20 protein-coding genes and 1 pseudogene are annotated in these 25,252 nt (G+C 65.0%); 15 read left to right on the top strand and 6 right to left on the bottom strand.

The window, feature by feature from the left end:
* Positions 1-162 precede the first annotated feature (162 nt).
* Positions 163-1,278, bottom strand: coding sequence for an FUSC family protein (locus tag IVB26_RS00925; RefSeq protein ID WP_247970204.1), 1,116 nt, complete (start codon positions 1,276-1,278; stop codon positions 163-165).
* 118 nt (positions 1,279-1,396) lie between these two features.
* Between IVB26_RS00925 and IVB26_RS00920 the strand changes: the two genes are divergently transcribed.
* Positions 1,397-2,764: an MmgE/PrpD family protein gene (locus IVB26_RS00920; RefSeq protein ID WP_247970203.1), complete on the top strand. Its 1,368-nt coding sequence runs from the start codon at positions 1,397-1,399 to the stop codon at positions 2,762-2,764.
* Positions 2,765-2,955: 191 nt separating this feature from the next.
* Here the strand turns inward: IVB26_RS00920 and IVB26_RS00915 are convergent, their stop codons facing one another.
* Both IVB26_RS00915 and IVB26_RS00910 read right to left on the bottom strand, forming a co-directional pair.
* Entirely contained in the window at positions 2,956-4,383 is a 1,428-nt protein-coding gene (locus tag IVB26_RS00915) for a serine hydrolase domain-containing protein (protein WP_247970202.1), read from the bottom strand.
* A 142-nt stretch (positions 4,384-4,525) separates the two neighbouring features.
* Complete coding sequence (locus tag IVB26_RS00910) at positions 4,526-5,587, bottom strand: AraC family transcriptional regulator (RefSeq protein ID WP_247970201.1); 1,062 nt, start codon at positions 5,585-5,587, stop codon at positions 4,526-4,528.
* A 424-nt stretch (positions 5,588-6,011) separates the two neighbouring features.
* Here IVB26_RS00910 and IVB26_RS00905 point away from each other — a divergent pair, with 424 nt between their 5' ends.
* The 4 genes and pseudogenes from IVB26_RS00905 to IVB26_RS00890 all read left to right on the top strand — a co-directional run bounded on the left by IVB26_RS00905 (position 6,012) and on the right by IVB26_RS00890 (position 11,831).
* Entirely contained in the window at positions 6,012-6,929 is a 918-nt protein-coding gene (locus IVB26_RS00905; RefSeq protein ID WP_247970200.1) for a pirin family protein, read from the top strand.
* Positions 6,930-7,006: 77 nt separating this feature from the next.
* Complete coding sequence (locus IVB26_RS00900; protein ID WP_247970199.1) at positions 7,007-7,921, top strand: phosphoribosylaminoimidazolesuccinocarboxamide synthase; 915 nt, start codon at positions 7,007-7,009, stop codon at positions 7,919-7,921.
* Positions 7,922-8,167: 246 nt separating this feature from the next.
* Positions 8,168-9,342: pseudogene (locus tag IVB26_RS00895) on the top strand (IS481 family transposase).
* Positions 9,343-9,614: 272 nt separating this feature from the next.
* Entirely contained in the window at positions 9,615-11,831 is a 2,217-nt protein-coding gene (locus tag IVB26_RS00890) for a SulP family inorganic anion transporter (RefSeq protein WP_247970198.1), read from the top strand.
* A gap of 101 nt (positions 11,832-11,932) precedes the next feature.
* Here IVB26_RS00890 and IVB26_RS00885 read toward each other — a convergent pair whose 3' ends face one another.
* Together IVB26_RS00885 and IVB26_RS00880 are read right to left on the bottom strand one after the other, a co-directional pair.
* Positions 11,933-13,426 carry an NAD-dependent succinate-semialdehyde dehydrogenase gene (locus IVB26_RS00885; RefSeq protein ID WP_247970197.1) on the bottom strand — a complete coding sequence of 498 codons (1,494 nt, stop codon included), beginning with the start codon at positions 13,424-13,426 and terminating at the stop codon, positions 11,933-11,935.
* A 165-nt stretch (positions 13,427-13,591) separates the two neighbouring features.
* Positions 13,592-13,912 carry a hypothetical protein gene (locus IVB26_RS00880; RefSeq protein ID WP_094894365.1) on the bottom strand — a complete coding sequence of 107 codons (321 nt, stop codon included), beginning with the start codon at positions 13,910-13,912 and terminating at the stop codon, positions 13,592-13,594.
* Between the two features lie 337 nt (positions 13,913-14,249).
* Between IVB26_RS00880 and IVB26_RS00875 the strand changes: the two genes are divergently transcribed.
* Positions 14,250-15,443: a serine hydrolase domain-containing protein gene (locus IVB26_RS00875; protein WP_247970196.1), complete on the top strand. Its 1,194-nt coding sequence runs from the start codon at positions 14,250-14,252 to the stop codon at positions 15,441-15,443.
* Positions 15,444-15,540: 97 nt separating this feature from the next.
* Positions 15,541-17,235: an AMP-binding protein gene (locus IVB26_RS00870; RefSeq protein ID WP_247970195.1), complete on the top strand. Its 1,695-nt coding sequence runs from the start codon at positions 15,541-15,543 to the stop codon at positions 17,233-17,235.
* A 148-nt stretch (positions 17,236-17,383) separates the two neighbouring features.
* Here the strand turns inward: IVB26_RS00870 and IVB26_RS00865 are convergent, their stop codons facing one another.
* Positions 17,384-18,385, bottom strand: a complete 1,002-nt coding sequence (locus IVB26_RS00865) for an adenosine kinase (protein WP_247970194.1) — start codon at positions 18,383-18,385, stop codon at positions 17,384-17,386.
* Between the two features lie 125 nt (positions 18,386-18,510).
* Here IVB26_RS00865 and murJ point away from each other — a divergent pair, with 125 nt between their 5' ends.
* The 8 genes from murJ (at position 18,511) to IVB26_RS00825 (ending at position 25,175) form a co-directional block, all read left to right on the top strand.
* Positions 18,511-20,043, top strand: coding sequence for a murein biosynthesis integral membrane protein MurJ (gene murJ / locus IVB26_RS00860; protein ID WP_247970193.1), 1,533 nt, complete (start codon positions 18,511-18,513; stop codon positions 20,041-20,043).
* An 81-nt stretch (positions 20,044-20,124) separates the two neighbouring features.
* Positions 20,125-21,177 carry a tryptophan--tRNA ligase gene (gene trpS / locus IVB26_RS00855; RefSeq protein WP_247970192.1) on the top strand — a complete coding sequence of 351 codons (1,053 nt, stop codon included), beginning with the start codon at positions 20,125-20,127 and terminating at the stop codon, positions 21,175-21,177.
* Between the two features lie 92 nt (positions 21,178-21,269).
* Complete coding sequence (locus IVB26_RS00850; RefSeq protein ID WP_247970191.1) at positions 21,270-21,764, top strand: universal stress protein; 495 nt, start codon at positions 21,270-21,272, stop codon at positions 21,762-21,764.
* A gap of 285 nt (positions 21,765-22,049) precedes the next feature.
* Positions 22,050-22,619 (top strand): NifU family protein, encoded by a 570-nt coding sequence (locus IVB26_RS00845; protein WP_247314441.1) that lies wholly within the window; start codon positions 22,050-22,052, stop codon positions 22,617-22,619.
* A gap of 199 nt (positions 22,620-22,818) precedes the next feature.
* A complete protein-coding gene (tsaB, locus tag IVB26_RS00840; RefSeq protein ID WP_247970190.1) occupies positions 22,819-23,514 on the top strand; it encodes a tRNA (adenosine(37)-N6)-threonylcarbamoyltransferase complex dimerization subunit type 1 TsaB in 696 nt (231 codons plus the stop codon).
* Positions 23,511-23,996, top strand: coding sequence for a ribosomal protein S18-alanine N-acetyltransferase (gene rimI / locus IVB26_RS00835; protein ID WP_247970189.1), 486 nt, complete (start codon positions 23,511-23,513; stop codon positions 23,994-23,996). The genes tsaB and rimI overlap by 4 nt, the downstream gene beginning before the upstream one ends.
* 38 nt (positions 23,997-24,034) lie before the next feature.
* A complete protein-coding gene (locus IVB26_RS00830; protein ID WP_247970188.1) occupies positions 24,035-24,490 on the top strand; it encodes a Fur family transcriptional regulator in 456 nt (151 codons plus the stop codon).
* A gap of 4 nt (positions 24,491-24,494) precedes the next feature.
* The gene (locus IVB26_RS00825) at positions 24,495-25,175 is read left to right on the top strand and encodes an HAD family hydrolase (protein ID WP_247970187.1); all 681 of its coding nucleotides are present in this window, start codon (positions 24,495-24,497) and stop codon (positions 25,173-25,175) included.
* Positions 25,176-25,252: the final 77 nt, after the last annotated feature.

Raw genomic sequence — 25,252 nt, 5'->3', positions numbered from 1 at the left:
GTCGTGTTTTTAGCTTCGCAGCCACTAAGACAGAGAATGCGTCAGCAGCATGACCCGATGGAACCGGTGCGTGCAGCGTCTCAGGAGGAAGCCGATCACGGCTGAGCCGCGCGACGTACGTATTGCTGTCGAAGGCCGACGTTTACACGGACACGCTCGCACTCACTCCGCAACGCGCGCGGATTTGTCGGCCGAGGCCTCCGACCATTCGCCAACGACGCGATCGAGATCGCAGAGATTCTGGTGCATCTGCTCCAGCGAGAAGCCGAGCGCAAAAAAGCGTTCGGCGGTGTCGCCGGGCTGACCGCGGATCAGGCCATCGTGACGGACGGCGGCGACCGCTTCGGCATAATGCTGGAGCGCGACGTGGACGGGATGGATCGGCGGCGCACCGGCGCCTTCGCGCAAGGCCGCGGCGGCCGAACGCAGGAAGCGCGCGATCACCGTCGAGACTTCCGTCAGCGGTCCTGCGAGCCGCATCTGCACGTCGGCCGGCAGCGGCACCACGGTGGCGCGGCCGATCATCACGACGTCATGCCGCAGCCGCAGGATGGTTCGCAGCAGCGGGCCGGTGTCCGGCCCGCTCGACAGGCGTGCGGCACGCTCGCGCTCGGCCTCAGAGCCGATCGCGTTGAGGTTGACCATGGCCGTGCCGATGCCGTCCTGAATCCGGTGCAGCGCGTCGTTGTCGCGGCCGCGCGTCAGGCCCGCGAGCAGCTCAGCGAAGGCATCGGCGATCAGCTCGAGCAGTTTTGCCGCGCTGGCGCGGATCTGCCGCACCGCGCGCGAGGGCAGCACCAGGAACGACACGAGCAGACCCGTGACCGCACCGACCGCGACCTCGCTGACGCGGTCGATCGCCGAAGTCATGGGATCGGAGTGATGCATGGTCGGGACCAGCAGCACGATCACGGCGGTGACCGTTGCAGCGCTCAGGCTCGGATTGATCGCGGCGATGAAGGCGAGCGGGGCGACCGAGAGGACCAGCAATCCCAACAGCCCGGCTTCGCTGGAATAAGGGATCAGGATCGCGATGGCACCGCCATAGATCGCGCCGCCGATGGTGCCGAGCATGTAGTCGCGCGTCGCCTTCAGCGAGCGGCCGACGCTCATCTGGGTCACGATCAGCGAGGTCAGGACCGCCCAGAGCGGCAACAGCAGATGCAGCGCGGTGGCGAGCGCATAGGCTGCGGTCGCGGCGACCGTGACCCGGATCGCTAGCCCCAGTTGCGTCCGCCGCGACCTGATCCGCTCCCACACCTGTCCTGCGAATGCCATCGTTGACGCCCCGATCCTTTTAAGGCCGAGCAGAAGCATGGCTGATGCCCGCGGCCGCAAGGCCGCTTGAAAGGCCAATTCAGCCCGCCTAACTTGCGCGCCAAAACGAGGAAACACGATGGCCCACGAAACTGCAACGCTCGCCGCCTATGTCTTCAATCTGAAATACCAGGATATTCCGGCAGAGGTGCTGGATCGCGCAAAAGTGCTGACGCTGGACTTCCTCGGCAGCGCGATCCGGGCGCGGCGCGAGGCGGAATCGACCCCGTCGATGCTGAAGATGCTGGAAGCGCTGGCACTCGACACCAAGGGCGAATCCACCGTGTTCGGCGACAGCAAGACCTGGACGCCGGCAGTGGCCGCGCTGCTCAACGGCGCGCTCGGCCATTCCCTCGATTTCGACGACACCCACGCCGATTCCTCGCTGCATCCGAGCGCGCCGGTGGTTCCGGCCGCCTTCGCCGTCGGCGAGATGGTCGGCGCCTCCGGACGCGATGTCTTGACCGCGATCGTGGCGGGTTACGAGGTCTGCTGCCGGCTCGGCAATGCGCTCGATCCGACCTCGCATTACGCGCGCGGCTTCCACCCGACCGCGACCGCCGGCACCTATGGCGCAGCCGCGGCCGCCGGCAAGCTGTTCGGCCTCTCCGAGCAGCAGCTCGTCGCCGCCTTCGGCGTCTCCGGCAGCCAGGCCGCCGGCTCGCTGCAATTCCTGGTCAACGGCGCCTGGAACAAGCGCTACCAGGTCGGCGCCGCCGCGATGAACGGCGTGATCGCCGCGACGCTGGCACGCAACGATTTCGTCGGCGCGACAGAATCGGTCGAAGGCAAGCACGGCCTGCTCGCCGGCTACACCGACGATGCGCATCCGGGCAAAGCGGTCGCCGAGCTCGGCAAGAGCTACGAGACCATGAAGATCGGCGTGAAGCCGTATCCGAGCTGCCGCTATACCCATGCCGCCATCGACGCGCTGATCGCGATGCGGCGCGAGCACAATCTGACGCCCGACCAGGTCAAGCGCGTCGAGATCGGGCTGCACCGCAACGGCATCACGCTGACCGGCGATGCCGCCACCAAACGTCATCCGACCTCGATCGTCGGCGGCCAGTTCTCGATGTTCTTCACCGGCGCGCTCGCGCTCGACCAGGGTTCATTCGGCTGGGACGATTACAGCCGCCTTGGCGACGCCGCGATCGACGCGCTCGCCGACAAGTTCGACGTGGTGCAGGACGACCGGCTCGAAATCGGCCGCACGCATCCTTTTGGTGCACGCGTGAGTATCACGACGGACGACGGCGTGCATGAGCGGCTCTATGCCGATCCCTCGGGTGAGCCGACCTCCTTTCCCGACGCGCAGGCGATGCAGCAGAAATTCCTGACGCTGGCGCGGCCGGTGCTGAACGCGCGCGCGGAGAAATTCGCGGACGCGATCATGACGCTGGAGCGGTTCGATCGCGTGGCGCAGGCGACGGAATTGGGAAGGTAATTAGATTCTAGCCGCGCAGACGGTGCACCCTCGCCCCTTGTGGGAGAGGGTGGATGCGCGAAGCGCAGCCGGGTGAGGGGTATGTCGCAAACGCTTCAGCAGGTGAGTTTGCGGAGACATACCCCTCATCCGGCGCTTCGCGCCACCTTCTCCCACCAAGGGGAGAAGGAAGAAAGGGCGCTCCACACCTCTCAATTCGCCCCCGCCAGTTTCCCCTTCTCGCGCGTTGCGGCCACCACGTCGCGCACGAGATCGAACACGCCGTCCGCTTGCGGCGGGGCGTTCGGCGAGCGTCCCATCCGCACGATCACCAGCCGCTCCGACGGAATCACGATGGCGTATTGCCCGATGGTGCCCTTGGCGAAGAACGCATCGCGCGGCCAGCCATGCTGCACGCGAAATTTCGCGCCAAAGCTGTCGCCCTGGTTGGTCCAGAAGCCGGCGCCGATGCCGACCCACGCGTTCGGTGTCGGCGAGACCGTGTAGTTCACCCAGCCTTCCGGCAGGATACGCTTGCCGCCGGCGACGCCGTCATCGAGATAGAGCTGGCCGAAGCGCGCCCAGTCGCGCGCGGATGCGAGCATCTCGCTCGATCCCTCGATCGTGCCGGAGCCATCGAGCTGGAGCGTGACATGACGCATGCCGAGCGGGGCGAACAATTCGCGGCGCGCGAAACGCAGCGCACCTTCGGGCGTGCCATCGGTCGCATCGCGGATCAGATGCGAGAGAATGAGGATATTGCCGTCGTGATAATTCCAGGCAGCGCCAGGCGCGGTCTCGAGCGGGATGGTCCCGGCATAGGCGGCCATGTCCGCTTCCATGAACTTCATCCGGTTGACCGGCTCGAAGGCTGAGCCGAGTGAGGCCTCGAGAGAGCTTCCGAGCGCAAGTCCTGCAGTGTGGCGCAGAAGCTGATCGACGGTGATGGCGTGACGCGGATCATCGGGATTTTTCCAGGCCGCGACCGGCGCGGGTCCGTCCAGCTTCAGCTTGCCCTGACGCACCAGCACGCCGACCAGCGCCGAAATCATCGATTTCGTCATGGAGAAGCCGAGCAGCGGCGTCTCAGGTCCAATGCCATCGGCATAGCGCTCGGCGATGACGCGGCCGGATTTCATCACGACCACCGCGCGGGTGCGCCGGTAAGGCGGCTGGGCGGGCTCGGTGAAGGCACGGTCGAGCGCGGCGACAAGCTCGGGGCTCTGCGGCGGCACGATTCCGGAACCGGCGATCTCGGGCAGCAGCGCAGGCTGTTTATCGTCAGGCGGCAGCGTGACGTCGGCGAGCGGCGCGCCGTGGTCCAGCGTGCAACCAAGGCCTTCGCGATAGACGGCATGGCTGCGGCCGAGGCCGAACAGCGTCACCGTGACGTCCTTGCGGACGCGATCGACCCGGTAATCCATGGCCCAGGTGATCAGGCCCGTGCCGGGCATGGCATCGGTGGTTTCCGCGAAGGTGCGCTGCGGATCGAGGCCGGAGATAAAGGTCTCCGAGCACAGGATGTCGGCGACGAAGCCGGTGGCGACCTTGGGCGCGTCGCGCCCGCGCGCGGCGCCGAGCACGAGGCCGGCACAGGCGATGGTGGCGGTGAGGAGGATGATCTGGCGGCGGCGGGTCACTGGCTTTCTCCTGACGGGGCATAGGCCGGGAGGAAGCCGGAACGGACGGAGCGCGGCTCGCCGGATTTGGAAAATGAGCTGGCTGAAGTCAGAAAGAGCCGATCGATTCTGGAATATTCAAGTGATTACAGCAGCTTAAAAATTAGGCCGCATTGACCTTGAGCCGGCGATATTCCGTCGGCGTCACGCCCGTGACCGCCTTGAAGGCGCGGTTGAACGGACCGAGCGACTGGAAGCCGGCATCCATCGCGATGGTGATGACGGGGACCTCGGCCTGGGCGGGATCGGCCAGCGCGGCCTTGGCTTCCTCGATGCGGTGGTTGTTCAGGAACACATTGAAGTTGCGGTAGCCGAGCCGCTGGTTGATCAGACGGCGTAGCCGGTATTCCGGAATCTTCAGCCGTCCCGCAAGCACACCGATGGTGATGTTCTCCTGGCGATAGATCCGCTCGTCCGCCATCAGCCGCATCAGCGCGTCGATGAGCTTTTGGTCGGCGGCGTCCTCGGTGGCTTGCGGAGAGAAAACGACCGCCGGCGCGGCCTTCGCTTCGAGCGGAAACAGATCGCTGGCATCGACGCGCATCATGGCGTAGGCGATGGCCGCGACGATGCAGGCGAGCACGCCGGCATTGATCGCATCGGCGGCCTCGCCGACGCGGGACCCCGCGACGGAGATCTGAAGCAGCGCATTCACCCCGCCATAGAGCGCGCCGGCACAGACGATGAAGACGCGAACGCGACGGCGGCGCTCGACCAGATCGGCCGGCCACGAGGCGATCGTCTGCCCGATCGCAAGCGCGATGAAACCGAGCACGATCAGGTTGACCACCGTCACCGAGAAGCGCACGTGGCCACTGGGCGCAATCCAGACACAGCCTGCGAAGCTGAACGCGGTCACCAGCGCCCAGACCCATCCGTGCCACCAGCGGAGGCGAAACTCGTCGTCGAACAGTGCACGCGTGAACAGCCAGAACACCACGATGTTGCCGGTCGACAGAGCGATCAGCGGCGCATGCGATGCCGGGACCCGCGACGTGACATCCACCGAGTAGCTCACCGCATGCGCGGCCAGGCCCAGTGCGAGCGCCGCACCAAGCCGCCCCGCCAGCACGTTGCGGAAATCGGCGACCAATGACGCAGCCAGCACCAGCAGCAGCGCGACGCTGGCGGCGCGAAAGGCAAGCTCGGTTGCGGCAAGGGTCATCGGGCGATGCGATCGGTCGCGGTTGAAAGCAGCCGAACATCGGTTGTTGTGCCGGCTTTTTCAAGGATCATCGGCGCTCACCTCAAAATCGTAGGGTGGGCAAAGGCGCGTTAGCGCCGTGCCCACGACCTCGTCAATATTGCAACAGATGCGTGGGCACGCTTCGCTTTGCCCACCCTACGGCTCGGAGACTGTCATCGCCCGGCCAGTGCGCAATTGCGCACCAGGACCGGGCGATCCAGTACTCCGAGACAGCAGTGATAGAATCGAGAGGCCGCGGCGTACTGGATGCCCCGGTCAAGCCGGGGCATGACAGCGGAATATGTGGCGCTATTGCGACACGACGTCTCGCCTGGCCCTTGTCGCGACGACGCTGCAAATTCCTGCTAGGCTCGCCTCCAACAAAGCGAAAAAGGAGTCCCCCATGAGCTGGCAACCCTCGAACGATCCCGTGCTCGGCGATCCCATGTCCTGCGACGCGCTCGATCTCGTCATCGTGCCGCGCACGCGTGATCTCGGTGACGGATTCGCGGTGCGGCGCGCGCTGCCGCATGGCAAGCGGCAGATGGTCGGGCCGTTCATCTTCTTCGACCATTTCGGGCCGGTGCAATTCGTCTCCGGCAAGGGCATGGACGTGCGGCCGCATCCGCATATCGGGCTCGCCACCGTGACCTATCTGTTCGACGGCGCGATCATGCATCGCGACAGCGAGGGCAATGTCCAGGAGATCGCGCCGGGCGCGATGAATTTGATGACCGCCGGGCGCGGCATCGCCCATTCCGAGCGTACGCCTGATGCGCAGCGTGCCTCCGGCCAGAAAATGCTCGGCCTGCAGAGCTGGATCGCGCTGCCGGCGGGATCGGAGGAGATCGCGCCGTCGTTCCAGCACTACGCGGCCGGCGATTTGCCGATGATCTCCGAGCGCGATTTTACCGCGCGGGTGATCGCGGGCTCGACCTTCGGCATCGCCTCGCCGGTTTCCATGGTGTCGCCCTGGTTCTACACCGAGGTCACGGCGGTCGCGGGCGCGAGTGTGCCGCTCGATCCTGATCATGAGGAGCGCGCGATCTACATCGTCGACGGCGAGGTCGAGATCGCCAATGAGCGTTACGAGGCACCGCGATTGCTGATCTTCCGGCCCGGCGACCGCATCACCGTGAAGGCGCTGAAGGCGACGCGGATGATGTTTCTCGGCGGCGATGCGCTGGAGGGGCCACGCCACGTCTGGTGGAATTTCGTCTCCTCCAGCAAGGAGCGGATCGAGCAGGCCAAGCAGGACTGGAAAACCGGCCGCTTCGCCGCAGTTCCGCAGGAACATGAGTTCATTCCGCTGCCGGAATAGGCTATTCCGGCTTCCGGCCGCGCCATTCACGCGGTCGGATGTCCTGCCTGAAAGCCTTGTCTGCGAAAGATTTGCCGATGACCAGCATGCTCTCCAGCGACCTGCCCCTGACCAAGATCGGACGCGGCAAGGTGCGCGATATCTACGACGTCGACGGCGACCGCCTGCTGCTCGTCACCACCGACCGCATTAGCGCCTTCGACGTCGTGATGGGCGAGACCATTCCGATGAAGGGGGCGGTGCTGACCCAAATCAGCGCCTGGTGGTTCAACGAGCTCGAAGGCGTGGTGCCGCATCACATGATCAGCGCCGACACCGACGCGATTTTGGCGGCCGTACCGGCCTTGAAGCCACACCGCGCCGAGATTCTCGGCCGCGCCATGCTGTGCAAGCGCACCACTGTGTTCCCGATCGAATGCGTGATCCGCGGCTATCTCTCGGGCTCGGCCTGGAAGGAATACGCCGCGAGCGGCACGCTGGCCGGCGAAAAGCTGAAGGCCGGACTCGTCGAGAGCGAGAAGCTCGAGCCTGCCATCTTCAGCCCGGCAACCAAGGCCGAGAGCGGCCATGACGAGAACATCACCGTCGCGACGATGCGCACGGTGGTCGGCGACGAGGTCGCCTACACGCTGGAGAGCATGACGCGCGCGATCTACACGCTCGGCGAGGAGCTGGCCCGCGAGCAGGGCATCATCATCGCCGACACCAAGTTCGAGTTCGGCCGTGACAAGGACGGCCGCATCATCCTGATCGACGAGGTGATGACGCCGGATTCCTCGCGCTTCTGGGCAGCCAGCGCCTACACGCCCGGCCAACCTCAGGCGAGCTTCGACAAGCAACCCTTGCGCGACTATCTCGACGTCGAGCGCCGTGCCGGCCGCTGGAACGGCGACGCCCCGCCGCCCCCGCTGCCGGCGAGCGTAGTGGACGCAACCAGCAAGCGGTACCTGGAAGCGTATCGGCGGGTGACGGGGGAAGAGCTTAAGATCTAGCTCCATCGTCGCCTTTCGCTCCGTCATTGCGAGGAGCACTGCGACGAAGCAATCCAGACTGCTTCGGCGCGCGCACTTCTGGATTGCTTCGCTACGCTCGCAATGACGGGTTGGGCGAAGCTCCGTCACACTCTCAACTGTCATCGCCCGGCTTGTTGTTTAGCCCGGACAGATCACTGACGGGTGTTCGGAGACATAGCTGACACATCAACATTGGCTGGATTGGTCCGATTCGGGAGGCCGTCCATGCCCTGGAGTGAGGTGTCAGCAATGGATCAGCGTCACGAGTTCGTGCGGCTGGCTTTGCAGGAGGGCGCCAATCGGCGCGAGTTGTGCCGACGGTTCAACATCAGCCCTGACGTGGGCTACAAATGGCTGCGGCGCTGGCAGGCTGGCGATCGAGAGCTGGCCGACCGCTGCCGTTGCCCGCATGCGATGCCCAAGCGCAGTGAGGCTGCGGTCGAGGCACAGGTTCTGGCCGTGCGGGACAAGCATCCGGCTTGGGGAGCGCGGAAGATCGCTCACTGCCTGAAGCGGCGCGGGCAGACGGTGCCCGTGCCGTCAACGGTGCACCAGATCCTGTGTCGGCACGGTCGGGTCAAGCCAAGCGAGAATGCACCGCCCAATCCGGGCATCGCTTCGAGAAGGAAGCTCCTAACCTGCTGTGGCAGATGGACTTCAAGGGACACCTGCCGCTCGCCAACGGGACGCGATGTCATCCGCTGACAATTGTCGACGATCACTCGCGCTATGTCCTGTGCCTGAAGGCCTGCGCCGACGAGCAGCGTCTTACCGTGCAGGATCATCTGACGACGACGTTCCGCTGCTACGGCCTGCCGGAGGCTTTCTACACCGACAACGGCTCACCGTGGGGCGATACGTCAGGTGTTCGTTGGACCGGGCTGAAGGTGTGGCTGCTCAAGCTCGGTGTCAGGGTGGTGCATGCCAGGCCCTGTCACCCGCAGGCGCGCGGCAAGAACGAACGCTTCCATCGCACCCTGAAGGCCGAGGTTCTTGCCATGCGTCGCTTCCGCACTCTGCCGGAGGTCCAGCGCGCCTTCGACGCCTGGCGGCCAGTCTACAATCTGGAACGTCCCCACCAGGGCCTCGATATGCACGTCCCCGCCGATCGCTTCCGGCCGAGCACCCGTGCCATGCCGGCTCGCGTTCCGATCGTCGAATACGACAGCGGTGAGATCGTGCGCAGAGTCTCATCGACAAGACCCTACATCTCCTTCAAGGGGCGCTTCTGGAAGGTTCCCCAGGCCTTCGCCCGCGAGCGCCTCGCCATCCGGCCGCTGGACCGCGATGGCCATTACGGCATCTTCTTCGCCAGCTGGCAGGTCGCATCGATCGACTTGACCAATGGCCAACCTGTCAGTGATGTGTCCGAACAGGTGTCAGCCATGTCTCCGGACTAAACACTTGTCCGGGCGATCCAGTATTCCAGAGACAGTAGTGATTGAACCGAGAGGCAGCGGCGTACTGGATTCCCCGCCTTCGCGGGGAATGACAGTGATGGGTGTGAGCTTTCGGGCTTTTCCCTCAGCCATATGGTTGATCATTCACACGTCGTGAACGGGGATCCTCACCGCAAGACTGTCGGATATTTCATAGTACCAAGAATCCTGTTGCGCTAAGTCCATGGTCGTCTACGTCTCAGACGGCATTTTTCAGGAGCGAGCGCAGCGGTGTGACCGATCCAGCAATTATTTACAGTTCGGCTCCCCGAGCCAATCCGGCCCTCAAGCGTGCGCTGAATGACATATTGGGCGGAAGCGCTGCCAGCATCCTGACCGTCACCTTCGGGCTGTCCTATTCGCTGCTGATCTTCGCCGGTCCGCTGTCGTCCTATCTTTCCTACGGTATCACCGCGACCTTCGTCAGCTCCGCGGTGCTTGCCATCGTCGTCGCGCTCTGTAGCTCCCTGCCCTTCGCGGTGGCTGCGCCCGACAGCTCGACGGCCGCGGTCACGGGGATTCTGGTGGCTTCACTGGTCGAACGCCTCGAGACCGCGAACCTCTCGACGCCGCTGCTCTCGCCGGTCCTGATCACGCTCGGGCTGTCGACGGTGCTGACGGGGCTGGTGCTGTGCGGACTGGGCCTGACGCGGCTCGGCCGCGCCATCCGCTACGTGCCCTATCCCGTGGTCGGCGGCTTCCTCGGCGCCACCGGCCTTCTCATTGCTCTTGGTGCCGTCAGGGTGATCACCAATTACCCGCTGCAATTCGCGACGCTGCCGCTCTTTGCCAATGGCACCACACTGCTGGAGCTGGGCGCCGCCTGCGCCATGGCAATCGTGCTGTATCTCACCTGGCACCGGTCGCGCAGCCCGTTCGGGCTTCCGATCATCCTGGTCGGCGGCGTGCTCACGGCGCATCTGGCATTCTGGATCACCGGCATATCGTTCGACCAGGCGCGCACGCTGGGCTGGACGTTTCAGCCCCCGCCGCAAGCGATGTTCACGCTGCCCTGGCACAGCGACGAACTCGCCCGCTATCCCTGGCTTATCGTGCCTGACCTGATCGGCAACGTCGTTGCCGTCATCTTCGTCACGGCATGCTGCACGCTGTTCAACACCACCGGCATCGAGGTCGCCGTCCATCGAGAGGCCAATCTGGAGCGCGAGCTGAACGTCACCGGCATCGCCAATATCCTGACCGGCCTGCTCGGCGGCTATCCCGGCTGCAGCTCGATCAGCCGCTCGATCCTCAACTACAGCAGCGGTGGTCGCGGGCGCCTGTCCGGCCTCACCGTCGCGGCGCTGTCGCTGGTGATGCTCGCGATCGCGCCCGAGTTGCTCGGCTTCATCCCGAAATTCGTGATCGGCGGCCTGCTGCTCTATCTCGGCGCCGACCAGCTGCACAGATGGATCATCGAATCGCGCAAGCGGCTGTCGAAGCTCGAATATCTCTCGCTGGTCGCCATCATCGCGATCATCGTCACTTGGGGCTTCGTGCCGGGCATCCTGATCGGCGTGATCATCGGCTGCGCGACATTCGCGTTCAGCGCGGCACGGGTGGAAGCGATCAAGTACAGCTTCGACGGCTCGGAATATCGCTCCTCGCTCGACCGCTCCCGCGACGACCAAGAGGTGCTGCTGGCGCATGGCGGCAACATCCAGGGCCTGAACCTGCAGAGCTACCTGTTCTTCGGCTCCGCCAATCGGCTCTACCAGCACGTCAAGCAGCTGCTGCAGGAGCGCCCGGAGTGCCGCTATCTGCTGTTCGATTTCAAGCTCGTCACCGGCGTGGATTCGTCGGCGGCCTACAGCTTCGCCCAGATCAAGCGAAGCGCGCATGACCTCGGCGTCGAGCTGATCCTGGTGCACCTGTCCGCGGCAGCCGAGAAAGTGCTGCGGTCCAGCGACTTCGTCGGCGAAGGCGTCGCCATCATTCCCGAGCTCGATCGCGCGCTGGAATGGTGCGAGAACGAGATCATCTCGCAGCATCAGGGCCTGGTCCAGGAAGAAGCCAGCCTGCACGACTGGTTCGCGCGAATTCTCGACAGCGAGCACGATGCCGACCGGCTGATCCATCGCTGCCAGCGCATTGAGGTCGGGGCCGGCGAAATCATCGTGCAGGCCGGCGATCCCGCCGATTCCATGCATTTCATTCTCGAAGGGCGCGTCGGCATCATGGTCCCTGCCGACGACGACCGCACCACCCGCGTGCGCAGCCTCGGCCGCTACACCACGATCGGCGAGATGGGCCTGGTGTCTCACGCCCCGCGCAGCGCGACGATCCAGGCCGAAGTCGACAGCGTGCTCTACGTGCTCAACATGCACCAGTTCGATGCGATCCGGAGCGAAGACCCCGCACTCAGCCACAAGCTGCTGACGTATTTTGTGTCGGTGATGGCCGAGCGGCTGACATTCGCGAATAGGACGATTGCGGTGCTGCGGCGATAGCCTGTAGCCCGGATGGAGCGAAGCGCAATCCGGGATCATGCCACAAGCGACAGAGGCCCCGGATTGCGCTGCGCTCCATCCGGGGGGCTACGGTCTGCGGCCTACACCCCCGCCATCATCACGTACTTGATCTCGACATATTCCTCCATGCCGTGACGCGAGCCTTCACGGCCGAGGCCGCTTTCCTTGACGCCGCCGAAGGGCGCGACTTCTGTGGTGATGAGGCCGGTGTTGACGCCGACCATGCCGGACTCCAGCGCCTCGGCGACGCGCCAGACACGGCCGAGATCACGGGAGTAGAAATACGAGGCGAGGCCGAACGGCGAGGCGTTGCACATCGCAATGACGTCGGCTTCGTCCTTGAAGCGGATCACCGGCGCGAGCGGACCAAAGGTTTCCTCCTGCGCCACCAGCGAGTCCGACTTGACGTCGGCCAGCACCGTGGGCTCGAAGAAGGAGCGTCCGAGCTCACTGCGCTTGCCGCCGGTCACGATCTTGGCGCCGCGCTTCACCGCATCCGCAATGTGGCGCTCGACCTTGTCGACCGCCTTCAGGTTGATCAGCGGACCCTGGGTGACGCCGGCTTCCGTGCCGTCACCGATCTTCATCGCCGCGACCTTCTTCGACAGCTTCTGTACGAATTCGTCGTAAATCTTGTCCTGGGCGTAGAGGCGGTTGGCGCAGACGCAGGTCTGACCCATGTTGCGGTATTTCGAGACGATGGCGCCTTCGACCGCGGCGTCGATGTCGGCGTCGTCGAACACCACGAAGGGCGCATTGCCGCCGAGCTCGAGGCCGAGCCGCTTCACGCCGACGGAGGCCTGCTGGTAGAGGATCTTGCCGACCGCGGTCGAGCCGGTGAAGCCGACGAAGCGCACCGCCGGATGCTCGCACAGCACCTTGCCGATCGGCGGCGCGTCACCCGTGATGATGTTGAGCACGCCCTTGGGGATGCCGGCCTTCTCGGCGAGCACGGCCAGCGCCAGCGCCGACAGCGGCGTTTCGTTGGCAGGCTTCAGCACCACGGTGCAGCCGGCGGCGAGCGCCGGGGACACTTTTCGCGTGATCATGGAGTTCGGGAAATTCCACGGCGTGATCGCACCACAGACACCGATCGGCTGCTTGATCGCGAGCAGCCGCGCATCGGGCCGCTGGGTGGGAATGGTCTCGCCATAGACGCGCCTCGCTTCCTCGGCGAAGAACTCGATATAGGCGGCGCCGATGTCGACCTCGCCAAGCGCTTCCGAAAGCGGCTTGCCCTGCTCGGAGGTGAGGATCAGCGCGAGATCTTCGCGATTGGCTGTGATCAGCTCGAACCATTTGCGCAGGATGTTGGAGCGCTGCTTGGCGGTGTGCTTGGCCCAGGCCGGAAAGGCGCGCTCGGCGGCTTCAACCGCCTTGGTCGCATCATCAGCACCAAGCTGCGGAACTTTGGCGAGCTCGACGCCGCTCGCAGGATTGTTGACGGCGAAGACCGGGGTGCCGACCCAGGCGCCGTCGATGTAGCAGGCTTCCTTCAGCAGCGAAGGGTCCTTCAACCGGTCGCGCAGGGTGGCGGTGGCTTGCGTGGCGCGTGCGGCGGCGGTCGGTGTCATGGCGTTACTCCCAGGGCGATCGGATCGGCCCGGAATATAGGAGCAAGCGGTGCCGGATGCACCGCCCCACAACGCACATCAGATGATAGTTAAACTGGCAGCGGCGAACTTATTGTTTGAGCATGATCTTTCCGGAAAACCGCTGCACACTTTTCCGGATCATGCCTAGGCCGCGCCGCTCATATAGGTCTCGCGACGGCCGATCATGCGCTCGGCCGCGGCCTTGGCGTCCGCCTTCGACGACGTTGCGCACGTCCGGTATTCGAGATCGGGAACGTCCGACGGGTTGCGGCGGCCGAACCAGTTTTTCGAACCGACCGGCAGCAGCGCCAGGGATTGCGCCAGATTGTCGACCGCACCGAAGGAATAGAGCGCGCCGGTGCCGGCGATGCGCACCTCGTAAATGCCGGGCGAAATCGGCGCCTCCAAATTCTCGCCCCGTCCGGGACGGGGATAGCGCTTCCATTCGCTCCAGGTCGAAATCATCTGAGGTCCCCTCGCGGCCGCTCAGCAGCCGCCAATTTGCATCAAGTCTTAACGTCGGCCGTCGATTGAGCCGAGTGCTGAACGCCGCAACGCACAAAATGTTTCAGGTGCTTCAAACACGTAAAGCATATCGCCAGAGCCCATCCACGGTCACGGCGAAGTGCGGCTTTCCACCGCAGATTGTGACGGAGTGTTGCCGTTCGGCCCGTCTGTCGTCCTGCGTGGAGCACGGAGCGTCAAGTCACGACATCGCGACCACCGCGGGCATCTGGACACGCTTGCCGCGCGGGAGGACAATCGATCACTTCCAACAATAATCAAACCGGAGGAAACACGCATGCGGAGCAAAGCTGAGATCGACCAGATCCTGCGCCAGAAGAGCGACGCCAAGGAGATTCCCGGCGTCGTCGCGATCGCGGCCAGCGGTAACGACGTCCTGTATCAGGGCGCATTCGGCAAGCGCGACCTGTCCAAGCCCGATGCGATGACGGCGGACAGCGTGTTCTGGATCGCCTCGATGACGAAGGCGGTGACCTCGGCGGGCGCGATGCAGCTGGTCGAGCAGGGCAAGCTGTCGCTGGATGCGCCGATCGGTGACGTGTTGCCCGATCTCGCCAACCCGCAGGTGCTCGAAGGCTTCGATGCCAAGGGCGAAGCGAAGCTGCGGCCGGCCAAGCGGCCGATCACGCTGCGCCAGCTCATGACCCACACCGCCGGCTTCTGCTACAACATGTGGAACGGCGATCTCGCGGTCTATCTCGACAAGAACGGCATTCCCGCCATCACCACCTGCCAGAACGCGGCGCTGAAGACGCCAATCATGACGGACCCCGGCACGCGCTGGGAATACGGCACCAACATCGATTTCGTCGGCAAGGCGGTGGAATCTGCCAGCGGTAAGCGGCTCGACGCTTACTTGCGCGACAATATGTTCAACCCGCTCGGAATGAGCGACACGGCGTTCAAGATCACCGACGACATGCGCAAGCGCCTCGTCGGCATGCATGCGCGCGGCGAGGACGGCCAGCTCGCATCGATCCCGTTCGAGCTCGAGCAAGAGCCGGAATTCCACATGGGCGGCGGCGGCCTCTACTCGACGGCGGCCGACTACATCAAGTTCACCCAGATGATCCTCAACAACGGCTGCGGCAACGGCAACCAGGTGCTGAAAGCCGAGACGGTCGCGATGATGGGACAAAATCACATCGGCGACCTCGCCATGGGCAAGATGACCACGGCGGCGCCGATGTACACCAACGACGTCGACCTTTACCCGGAGCAGGTGAAGAAGTGGGGCCTCAGCTTCATGATCAACACCGCCAAGACCGCGGAAGGACGCAGCGCAGGCAGCCTCGCCTGGGCGGGCCTCGCCAACACCTATTACTGGATCGACCCGGCCCGCGACGTCACCGGGGTGATTCTGATGCAGCTGCTGCCGTTCGCCGACGCGAAATGCCTGGAGGCGTTCGCGGGCTTCGAGCGCGGGGTCTATGCCGGGCTCGATGCGGGAAGCGGACAGAAGGCGGCGTGAGGGAGCCTAGCTTTCACCACGCGTCATGGCCGGGCTTGTCCCGGCCATGACGACCGAAAAAATCGCGCTGACCATTCTTTGACGAGAGGATTTCGACTTGGCTGATAAAGCAGACAGCTACGTTTGCGGCATCTCGGAGGCGCCGCTGCTCGGCAACACCATCGGCCGCAGCCTCGACCAAGCCGTGCAGCGCTGGGGGAACCGCGAAGCGCTGGTCTCTCCCAGCCACGGCGTAAGATGGACATGGCGGGAATTCGCCGAGCGGGTCGATGCGCTCGCCGCCGGCTTTCTCGCGCTCGGCCTCGAGCGGGGGCAGCGGATCGGCATCTGGTCATTGAACCGGCCGGAATGGACGCTGACCCAGTTCGCCGCCGCCAAGGCCGGCCTGATCCTGGTGACGATCAACCCCGCCTATCGCTTGAGCGAGCTGGAATTTGCACTTCGCAAGGTCGGCTGCGCGGCGATCGTCACCGCGACGGCGTTCAAGACCAGCAACTACATGGAGATGCTGAACACGCTGCTGCCCGAGCTCGCAAGCGCCAAGCCCGGACAGTTACAGGCCGCGCGGCTGCCAGCCCTGCGGATCGTGATCCAGATCGGCGGCCCGGCAGCATCAGGCACGATCCCGTTCGAAGAAGTTGCCCGCATGGGCCGAGCGGAGCATCACGAGCAACTCTCAGCGCTCGGCGCCGCCCTGCAATTCGACGATCCCGTCAACATTCAGTTCACCAGTGGCACGACGGGATCGCCCAAGGGGGTGACGCTGACCCATCACAACATCCTCAACAACGGCTATTTCACCGGACGTGCGATGCGCCTGACCGAGCAGGATCGCATCTGCATTCCCGTGCCGCTTTACCATTGCTTCGGCATGGTGATGGGGAATCTTGCCTCCGTCACACTCGGCACGACCATGGTTTATCCCGGCGAGGGGTTCGATCCGCTCACGACGCTGCGTACGATCGAACAGGAGAAATGCACGGCACTCTACGGCGTGCCGACGATGTTCATCGCCGAGCTCGATCATCCCGAATTCGCCAGCTTCGACCTGAAGTCGCTGCGTACCGGCATCATGGCCGGCGCGCCCTGCCCGATCGAGGTGATGAAGCGCGTCAACACCGAGATGAACATGCGCGAGGTCACGATCGCCTATGGCATGACCGAGACCAGCCCGGTCAGCTTCCAGAGCGCGACGGACGATCCGCTCGAGCGGCGCGTCTCCACGGTCGGACGGATTCATCCGCATGTCGAGGTCAAGGTCGTCGATCTCGAGGGCAGGATCGTCAAACGCGGCGAACGGGGCGAGCTGTGCACTCGCGGCTACAGCGTCATGCTGGGCTATTGGGAGGAGAGCGAGAAGACCGCCGACGTGCTCGATGCGAACGGCTGGATGCACACCGGCGACCTCGCCGTCATCGACGACGAGGGCTATTGCAACATCGTCGGCCGCATCAAGGACATGGTGATCCGCGGCGGCGAAAATCTCTATCCGCGCGAGATCGAGGAGTTTCTCTATCGTCACCCCAAGATCCAGGACGTGCAGGTCTTCGGCGTGGCGGATAACCGCTATGGCGAGGAGCTCTGCGCCTGGGTCCGCGTCAGATCGGGCGAGACGTTGAGCGCAGAGGACGTCCGCGCCTTCTGCGAAGGCCAGATCGCCCACAACAAGATCCCGCGCTACGTGGAGTTCGTCGATGAATTCCCGATGACGGTGACGGGAAAGATCCAGAAGTTCTTGATGCGCGATGCCGTTGAGCAGCGGCTGGGATTGAAGGCGGCGAAGACGGCGTGAGGGGCTAAACTCGCGCTACGCCAACACCGTCATTCCCCGCGAAGGCGGGGAATCCAGTACGCCGCGGCTTCTCCGTATCCCACTACAGTCTCTGGAATACTGGATCGCCCGATCGAGTCGGGCGATGACAGCGGAGATTGAGGCTAGACTAAGCCGTCAGCCCGCGCTGCCCGGCGAGCTCCTTCAACGACACTTGCGGCCGCGCGCCGATGTGCTGGATCACTTCGGCGGCTGCGAGCGCGCCGAGCTCGCCGCACTGCTTGTAGGCGAGGTTGCGCGCCAGGCCATAGAGGAAGCCTGCGGCGAAGAGGTCGCCGGCGCCGGTGGTGTCGACCACCTTGTTGACCGGGAAGGCCGGCGCGGCGACGGCGTCTTCCACCGACACCACCATGCAGCCCTTCTCGCTGCGGGTGACGATTCCGAGATTGACGTCGTTGCGCAGCTGCTTCAGCGCGGTGTCGAAATCCGAGGTCATGTAGAGCGAGTGCAGCTCGGACTCGTTGGCGAACACGATGTCGACGGTGCCGTTGCGCATCAAGGACAGGAACTCGTCGCGATAGCGGTCGACACAGAAGGAATCCGACAATGTCAGCGCCACCTTGCGCTTGGCATCATGAGCGATCTTGGCCGCCTTGACGAAGGCGTCCTTGGCGTTCTTGGGGTCCCAGAGATAGCCTTCGAGATAGACGATGCCGGCGCCGGCGATCTCGGCCGGATCGATATCGGCGGGCGACAGATCCTGCGCCGCGCCGAGATAGGTATTCATGGTGCGCTCGCCGTCATCCGTGACCAGGATGTAGGAGCAACCGGTGGCGGGACCGTCCGTCGCGGCGGGCGTGTTGAAGGCGACGCCGGCAGCGCGGATATCGTGGACGTAGAGCTTGCCGATCTGGTCGTCCTTGACCTTGCCGACATAGGCGGCACGTGCCCCCAGGCTGCCGATGCCGACGATGGTGTTGGCGGCCGATCCCCCCGAGACTTCCGTGGCCGGCCCCATGTCCTTGTAAATCGCCGCCGCCCGCGCCTCGTCGATCAGGGACATGCTGCCCTTGGTCATGCCGTGCTTGGCCAAGAAGGCCTCGTCGGTCCTGACCAGCACGTCGAACAGCGCGTTGCCGATGCCGAGAACGTCATATTTCACGTCAGCCATTCACCTTGATCCTGTTTGGCGGATTGCGATCCCAGCGGAAATCCGCTTCCTGTCGGCCTGAAATCTGGCTCGCGGCCTATCACGACCGGGCCCGCACGGGCAAGCAACGGTATTATAAAGGGCCGATGATCCGCTCCTTCCTGACCGTCTCGACGGGAACGCTGGCCTCGCGGCTGCTGGGCTTTGCCCGCGATTCCCTGATCGCGGCGCTGCTCGGCACCGGCGCCGTGGCGGACGCGTTTCTGGCGGCGTTCCAGCTCGTCAATGTGGTGCGCCGGCTGCTCAGCGAGGGGGCGCTGAATGCGGCGCTGATCCCGGCCTGGCTGCGCGTCAGGGACCGCGATGGCGCGGCGGCCGCTTCCGCATTCGCCGGACGCGTGCTCGGCACCGTCAGCGTGGTCCTGATCGCGATCTCGGCCGCCATTGCGCTGGTCATGCCGCTGGTCATCACGATCATCGCGCCGGGCTTTCTCGGCAGCGCCACGCTCGACCTCGCCGTCGCGAACGCGCGGCTGATGCTGCCCTATCTCGCCTTTGCCGGGCCGGTCACGGTGCTGATGGGCCTGCTCAACGCGCAGGGGCGCTTTGCGCTGACCGCCTTCTCGCCGCTCCTGTTCAACATCGCGCTGATCGTCGCGATCGCAGCGCTGCTCGTCGGACATGCCGACGCGACCTTCGCGGCGTGGATGCTGGCGGCGACCGTCGGACTTGCCGGCCTGCTGCAACTCCTGATGTTGCTGTCGCAGCGGAGTGCGCGCCTCGCCACGCCGCTGCGCATCAGTTTCGACAAGGAGATGCGCGGCTTCTTCGCCAAGGCTATCCCCGGCATGATCGCAAGCTCCGGCCCGCAATGGCTGATGGTGGCCGGTGCTATCATCGCATCCGCGACGCCCTCCGCGGTGTCCTGGCTCTATTTCGCCAACCGGCTGATCGAGCTGCCGCTCGGCATCGTCGGCGTCGCCATGGGCACCGTGCTGGTGCCGGAGCTGACGCGCGCCATCGCCAGCTCCGACCGCGAGGCGGTGGCGCATGCGGAATCCCGTGCGCTGGAGCTTGCGACCGGGCTGGCGCTACCGGCGACGCTCGGCCTGATCGTGCTGGCCGAGCCGATCGTCCGGCTGTTGTTCGAGCATGGTGCCTTCGGCGCGGCGGACAGCGCGGCGACCGCGCATGCGCTGATGTGGCTGGCGCTTGGCCTGCCCGCCCACGTCCTGATCAAGGCGCTGTCGCCGGCCTTCTATGCCCGCAGCGACACGATGACGCCGCTGCTCGCCACAGCCAAAGGCTTCGTGGTTGCGGTCGCGCTCGCGGTTCTGCTCGGCCATGTCTTCGGCGCGAGCGGGATCGCCGCGAGCATTGCGGCCGGCGCCTGGACCAGCGCACTCTCGCTGCTCCGCAAAGGCACGGCCGAGTTCGGCTTCTCGGTCGATGCCACCGCCCGCAAGCGGCTGCCGCGGATCGTGCTCGCCGCAGCCGCCATGGGCGCCCTGCTCTGGCTCACCGTGGGCCTCGTGCCTGCCGAGACCCATGGCTTCATCAAATTCGTCGCGCTGGGCGTGCAGATCGGAGCCGGAATGGCGGTCTATGGCCTGCTTCTGCAAATCTTCGGCGCAGCTTCCTGGCGCGAGGCGGTTAACGCGTTGAAACGGCCCACCTAAACCGCGAGCGCAGCGAAATACCCTTGACGGGGCAGCGCCGCTGTTGGAAACGACGGCCGAATACCTATGGGAAAGCTGACCATGCCATTCGTTGAACGGGTTTTTTCGGGCGTCCAGCCGACGGGCAATCTGCATCTCGGCAATTACCTCGGCGCGATCGTCAACTTCGTGAAGATGCAGGAAACCCACAGCTGCATCTATTGCGTCGTCGACATGCACGCGATCACGCAAGGCGTCGACGTCTGGGGCGGCCCGGCCGAGCTCACCCGCAACACCCGCGAGGTCACCGCGGCGTTCATCGCGGCCGGCATCGATCCGAAGAAGCACATCGTGTTCAACCAGAGCCAGGTCTCGGGCCATGCCGAGCTTGCCTGGATCTTCAACTGCGTCGCGCGCATGGGCTGGCTCGGCCGCATGACCCAGTTCAAGGAAAAGGCCGGCAAGGATCGCGAGAATGCGTCGGTCGGGCTGTTCGACTATCCCGTGCTGATGGCGGCCGACATCCTGCTGTACCGCGCAACTCACGTGCCGGTCGGCGAGGACCAGAAGCAGCACCTCGAGCTCTCGCGCGACATCGCGCAGAAGTTCAACAACGATTTCGGCGATTCCATTCGCGCCCAGGGCGCCAATGACGGCCTGTTCTTCCCGCTGCCGGAACCCCTGATCACGGGCCCGGCGACGCGCGTAATGAGCTTGCGCGACGGCACCAAGAAGATGTCGAAGTCGGACGCGTCGGACAATTCGCGCATCAATTTGACCGACGATGCCGACACCATCGCGCAGAAGATCCGCAAGGCGAAGACCGATCCGGAACCGCTGCCGTCAGAAGAGAAGGGCCTGGAAGCCCGCCCCGAAGCCGACAATCTCGTCGGCATCTTCGCCGCGCTCTCCGGCCGCGCCAAGGCCGACGTGCTGCGTGAATTCGGCGGCGGCCAGTTCTCCAGCTTCAAGAACGCGCTGGCGGAGCTGTGCGTCACCAAGCTCGCGCCGATCGCCGGCGAGATGAAGCGCCTCGTCGCCGACCCCGGCCACATCGACGCGACCCTGAACGACGGCGCCGACCGCGCCCGCGCCATCGCCGACGAGACGATGAAGCTCTCCAAGGATATCGTCGGCTTCATCTACCGGCGCTAGAGACGGTCGGCGCCGGCGCGCCGGCCGCATCTCCTCTCCCCAACGCTGCGGGAGTGTGGCAGCATGCCGTCCCTGCACATTCCGGGACATGCATGACCAGCAAGCGACTTTGCTTCGAGCCGGGTCACAAGCCCAAATGCCTCGTCATCGTCGATGACACCGCCGAATGGGATCGCGCGGTCTATTACGCCAGCCGCTGGGCGATCCGCGCCGGCGGCGGCGTGGTGATGCTGCGCATCATCGAGCCCGAACAGCAGAGCCAGGAATGGCTGGGGGTCGCCGACATCATGCGCGCCGAGGCGCAGGAAGCAGCGGAGGCCGCACTCGACCGCGCCGCCGGCCGCGCCAACGGCATCGCCGCGATCACGCCGGAACGGGTCATCCGTGAGGGCGCGGCGATGGAGCAAATGCTCGCGGTGATCGACGAGGATCCTGACATCGCCATGCTGGTACTCGCCGCCAATCCCGGCGCGGAAGGGCCGGGCCCCCTGGTCGCCCTGCTTGCGCACGCGGTGGGGACGTTCCCGATCCCGGTGACGATCATTTCCGGCGCGCTGAGCGACCAAAGCGTGGATTCGCTGTCGTAGCGACGGTGCCTCTTACCCTCCCCTGGAGGGGGAGGGTCGAGCGCGCGTCGCGCGAGCAGGGTGGGGTGACGGTCCCTCCGCCTGGAACAGTGCCCGTGTGGAGAGATCACCCCACCCCGGCGCTTCGCGCCGACCCTCCCCCTCCAGGGGAGGGTAAAAGTCCACCTAACCCGCTGATATAATGGTCAAACTAGCTCCCGCCCCCTTGATCGTGCGTTCGCCGTCGCCATCTGCTAGTGGATAGAGCACGCGCCGGCCTTGAACCGGCGACGTCTGGAGAAAGCCATGTTCATTCAAACCGAAGCCACCCCCAATCCCGCCACGCTGAAGTTCATTCCCGGCCGCGTCGTGGTCGACGGCAGCCCGATGGAATTTGCGAGCCGCGAATCGGCGACGCGCTCGCCGCTGGCCGAAAAATTGTTCGAGGTGCCCGGCGTCACCGGCGTGTTCTACGGATCGGATTTCATCACCGTGACCAAGGCGAACGGTGAATGGCAGCAGCTCAAGCCCGCAATCCTCGGTGCCATCATGGAGCACTACATGTCCGGCGCGCCGCTGCTCGCCGACGGCGCGGCGCAAGGCGATGCCGATCTCGACGACGAGGACGAGTTCTTCGACGAGGCCGATGCCGAAACGGTCGACATGATTAAGGATCTGATCGAGACCCGCGTGCGGCCGGCGGTCGCCAATGACGGCGGCGACATCACCTTCCGCGGCTTCAAGGACGGCATCGTCTATCTCAACATGAAGGGCGCCTGCTCCGGCTGCCCGTCATCGACCGCAACGCTCCAGCACGGCATCCAGAACCTTTTGAAGCATTTCGTGCCCGATGTGGTCGAAGTCCGGCCGATGTAGAGGTGCCGTAGGGTGGGCAAAGCTAGGCGTGCCCACCGTTTCTTTCGGCGACAAAAGTGGTGGGCACGGCGCAAGAACGCCTTTGCCCACCCTACGAAATGCGGCGCAATCAGGGGCTACGAATTGTGAATGACGAATGGCGGATAGACGCTTGGTTCGCTAGACTGCTCCCCATTCGCCACTCGCCATTCGCTTTTCCATGCTGATCCTCGCCATCGATACTGCGCTCGACGCCTGCTCCGTCGCGGTACTGGACACCGACGCCGGCGAGCTCCTCGCGCAGGAGCAGCTTCTCATGAAGCGCGGCCATGCCGAGGCCTTGATGCCGATGATCGCGCGCGTCATGCAATCGGCCAATCTCGCCTTCACCTCGCTCGACCGCATCGCGGTCACCGTCGGCCCCGGAAGTTTCACCGGCCTGCGCGTCGGCATTTCGGCGGCGCGCGGCCTTGCGCTCGCGGCCGAGCGGCCGGCGATCGGGCTGACCACCTTGTCGGCCTATGCCGCCGCCATCGTTGGCCAGAGCAAATCGGCGCCCGTGATCTCGGCGATCGACGCACGGCACGACCATGTCTATTTCCAGATCGTCGCCGGCGACGGCAGCCAACTGGTGCGACCGAAGGTCGCCAGTATCGACGAGGCGATCACGGCCTCGCAATTCGGCGCGCCGCACCTGGTCGGCAATGCCGCAGGAATCCTCGCGGAGCGTTGGCCGAAGGATATTCCGCAGCCGGTCGCGGTCGACGCGCAACCCGCGCCCGACATCAGCTGGGTCGCGTGGCTCGGCGCCGCCGCCAATCCCGACACCACGCCGGCACGGCCGTTCTATCTGAAAGCGCCCGACGCCAAGCCGCCGGCACAGCCGCCATTTGCAGCACAAGCCGCAACCTCATGATGAGATGGCTGTCGGAATGGTGGCGCGGCGGCACCGCCGCCGTCGAGCCTGCGTCCGCGCGCGATGCCGCGCGGCTGGCGCAGCTTCACGGCGCCTCTTTCGCGCGCGGCTGGGGCGAAGGCGAATTCGAGAGCATGGTCAGCGAGCGCAATACGCTGGTGCATCGCTTGCGCCTCGGGCGCAAGACCATCGGATTCGCGGTGTCGCGGATCGGCGCGGACGAGGCGGAAATCCTCTCGATCGCGGTAGACGAGGCCTATCGCGGCCGCGGCCTCTCCCGCACGCTGCTGATGACCCATCTCGGCCACCTCGCAGGGCGCGGCGTGCGCACAATATTTCTCGAAGTCGAGGAAAATAACCAGCCGGCGCGGCGGCTCTACGACCGAGCCGGATTCATGGTGGTCGGGCGCCGCGAACGCTACTATAAGCAGCCGAACGGGGAACAATTGAACGCCCTTCTGATGCGACGTGACTTGTCGTAACATCGGTGGCAGAAAGCGCCCCGCCAGGCAGACAAACCATGACCGCACTGAAACCTTCTTCCGCATCCAAGGCGTCCGGCATCGAGGCGCGCTGTGCCGCCACCGGCATGCGCATGACCGAGCAGCGCCGCGTCATCGCCCGCGTGCTCGCGGAGGCGATCGATCATCCCGATGTCGAGGAACTGTACCGGCGCTGCGTCGCCGTCGACGACAAGATCTCGATCTCTACCGTGTATCGAACCGTCAAGCTGTTCGAGGACGCCGGCATCATCGAGCGCCATGATTTCCGCGAGGGCCGCGCGCGCTACGAGCAGATGCGCGACAGCCATCACGACCACCTCATCAACCTGCGCGACGGCAAGGTGATTGAGTTCACCTCCGAAGAGATCGAGAAGCTCCAGGCCGAGATCGCCCGCAAGCTTGGCTACAAGCTGGTGGATCACCGGCTCGAACTTTATTGCGTCCCACTCGACGACGACAAGCCGACGTCCTAGTCGAGTGCCCATCGACCTCATCATCTTCGATTGCGACGGTGTGCTCGTGGACAGCGAGGTCATTTCCTGTCGCGCGCATGCGGACGTGCTGACGAGGCACGGATATCCGATCACGTCGGACCAGGTGTTCGCGCGCTTCCTCGGCCGCTCGACGCGGCAGGCCAATCTCGAGATCGAATCCGAGCTCGGCCGCAAGCTGCCCGAAGCCTATCACGGCGAGCTGCAGGACGAGCTGTTCCGCTCGTTCGAGGCCGACCTCGAAGCGATCCGCGGCATTCATGACGTGCTCGATGTGGTGCCTCAACGCGTCTGCGTCGCCTCGAGCGGCTCGCATCAGCGCATGCGCGTCAGCCTGGGGAGCACCGGGCTCTACGAGCGCCTCACGCCGAATATCTTCTCGGCCTCGCAGGTGACGAACGGCAAGCCGGCACCGGACCTGTTCCTGTTCGCGGCGAACGAGATGGGCGTGCCGCCCCAGCGCTGCGTCGTGATCGAGGACAGCCTGGCCGGGATTGCCGGCGCGCGGGCGGCTGGAATGACCGTATTCGGCTTTTACGGGGGCAGCCATTGCCGCGACGGCTATGCCGAGACGCTGCGCGAGGCCGGCGCCGATCTGCTCTTTGCCGACATGCATCAGCTGCCGGAGCTGGTCCGGCGGGTCGAGGCGGACGCTTTGGCGGGCTGATTTCGGCTGATTGCCGTCATTCCGGGGAACGCGCACAGCGCGTGAACCCGGAATCCAGGGGTTTTGGCACGAGATTC

This window comes from Bradyrhizobium sp. 195, from assembly GCF_023101665.1.
Taxonomy (GTDB): domain Bacteria; phylum Pseudomonadota; class Alphaproteobacteria; order Rhizobiales; family Xanthobacteraceae; genus Bradyrhizobium.
This window is presented reverse-complemented; position numbering and strand designations above follow the sequence as displayed.

Bases quoted from the DNA above. Each gene is read 5' to 3' on its own strand.
- IVB26_RS00925 (WP_247970204.1), bottom strand. From the start codon at position 1,278: ATGGCATTCGCAGGACAGGTGTGGGAGCGGATCAGGTCGCGGCGGACG.
- IVB26_RS00920 (WP_247970203.1), top strand. From the start codon at position 1,397: ATGGCCCACGAAACTGCAACGCTCGCCGCCTATGTCTTCAATCTGAAA.
- IVB26_RS00910 (WP_247970201.1), bottom strand. From the start codon at position 5,587: ATGACCCTTGCCGCAACCGAGCTTGCCTTTCGCGCCGCCAGCGTCGCG.
- IVB26_RS00905 (WP_247970200.1), top strand. From the start codon at position 6,012: ATGAGCTGGCAACCCTCGAACGATCCCGTGCTCGGCGATCCCATGTCC.
- IVB26_RS00900 (WP_247970199.1), top strand. From the start codon at position 7,007: ATGACCAGCATGCTCTCCAGCGACCTGCCCCTGACCAAGATCGGACGC.
- IVB26_RS00885 (WP_247970197.1), bottom strand. From the start codon at position 13,426: ATGACACCGACCGCCGCCGCACGCGCCACGCAAGCCACCGCCACCCTG.
- IVB26_RS00880 (WP_094894365.1), bottom strand. From the start codon at position 13,912: ATGATTTCGACCTGGAGCGAATGGAAGCGCTATCCCCGTCCCGGACGG.
- IVB26_RS00875 (WP_247970196.1), top strand. From the start codon at position 14,250: ATGCGGAGCAAAGCTGAGATCGACCAGATCCTGCGCCAGAAGAGCGAC.
- IVB26_RS00865 (WP_247970194.1), bottom strand. From the start codon at position 18,385: ATGGCTGACGTGAAATATGACGTTCTCGGCATCGGCAACGCGCTGTTC.
- murJ (WP_247970193.1), top strand. From the start codon at position 18,511: ATGATCCGCTCCTTCCTGACCGTCTCGACGGGAACGCTGGCCTCGCGG.
- trpS (WP_247970192.1), top strand. From the start codon at position 20,125: ATGCCATTCGTTGAACGGGTTTTTTCGGGCGTCCAGCCGACGGGCAAT.
- IVB26_RS00850 (WP_247970191.1), top strand. From the start codon at position 21,270: ATGACCAGCAAGCGACTTTGCTTCGAGCCGGGTCACAAGCCCAAATGC.
- IVB26_RS00845 (WP_247314441.1), top strand. From the start codon at position 22,050: ATGTTCATTCAAACCGAAGCCACCCCCAATCCCGCCACGCTGAAGTTC.
- tsaB (WP_247970190.1), top strand. From the start codon at position 22,819: ATGCTGATCCTCGCCATCGATACTGCGCTCGACGCCTGCTCCGTCGCG.
- rimI (WP_247970189.1), top strand. From the start codon at position 23,511: ATGATGAGATGGCTGTCGGAATGGTGGCGCGGCGGCACCGCCGCCGTC.
- IVB26_RS00830 (WP_247970188.1), top strand. From the start codon at position 24,035: ATGACCGCACTGAAACCTTCTTCCGCATCCAAGGCGTCCGGCATCGAG.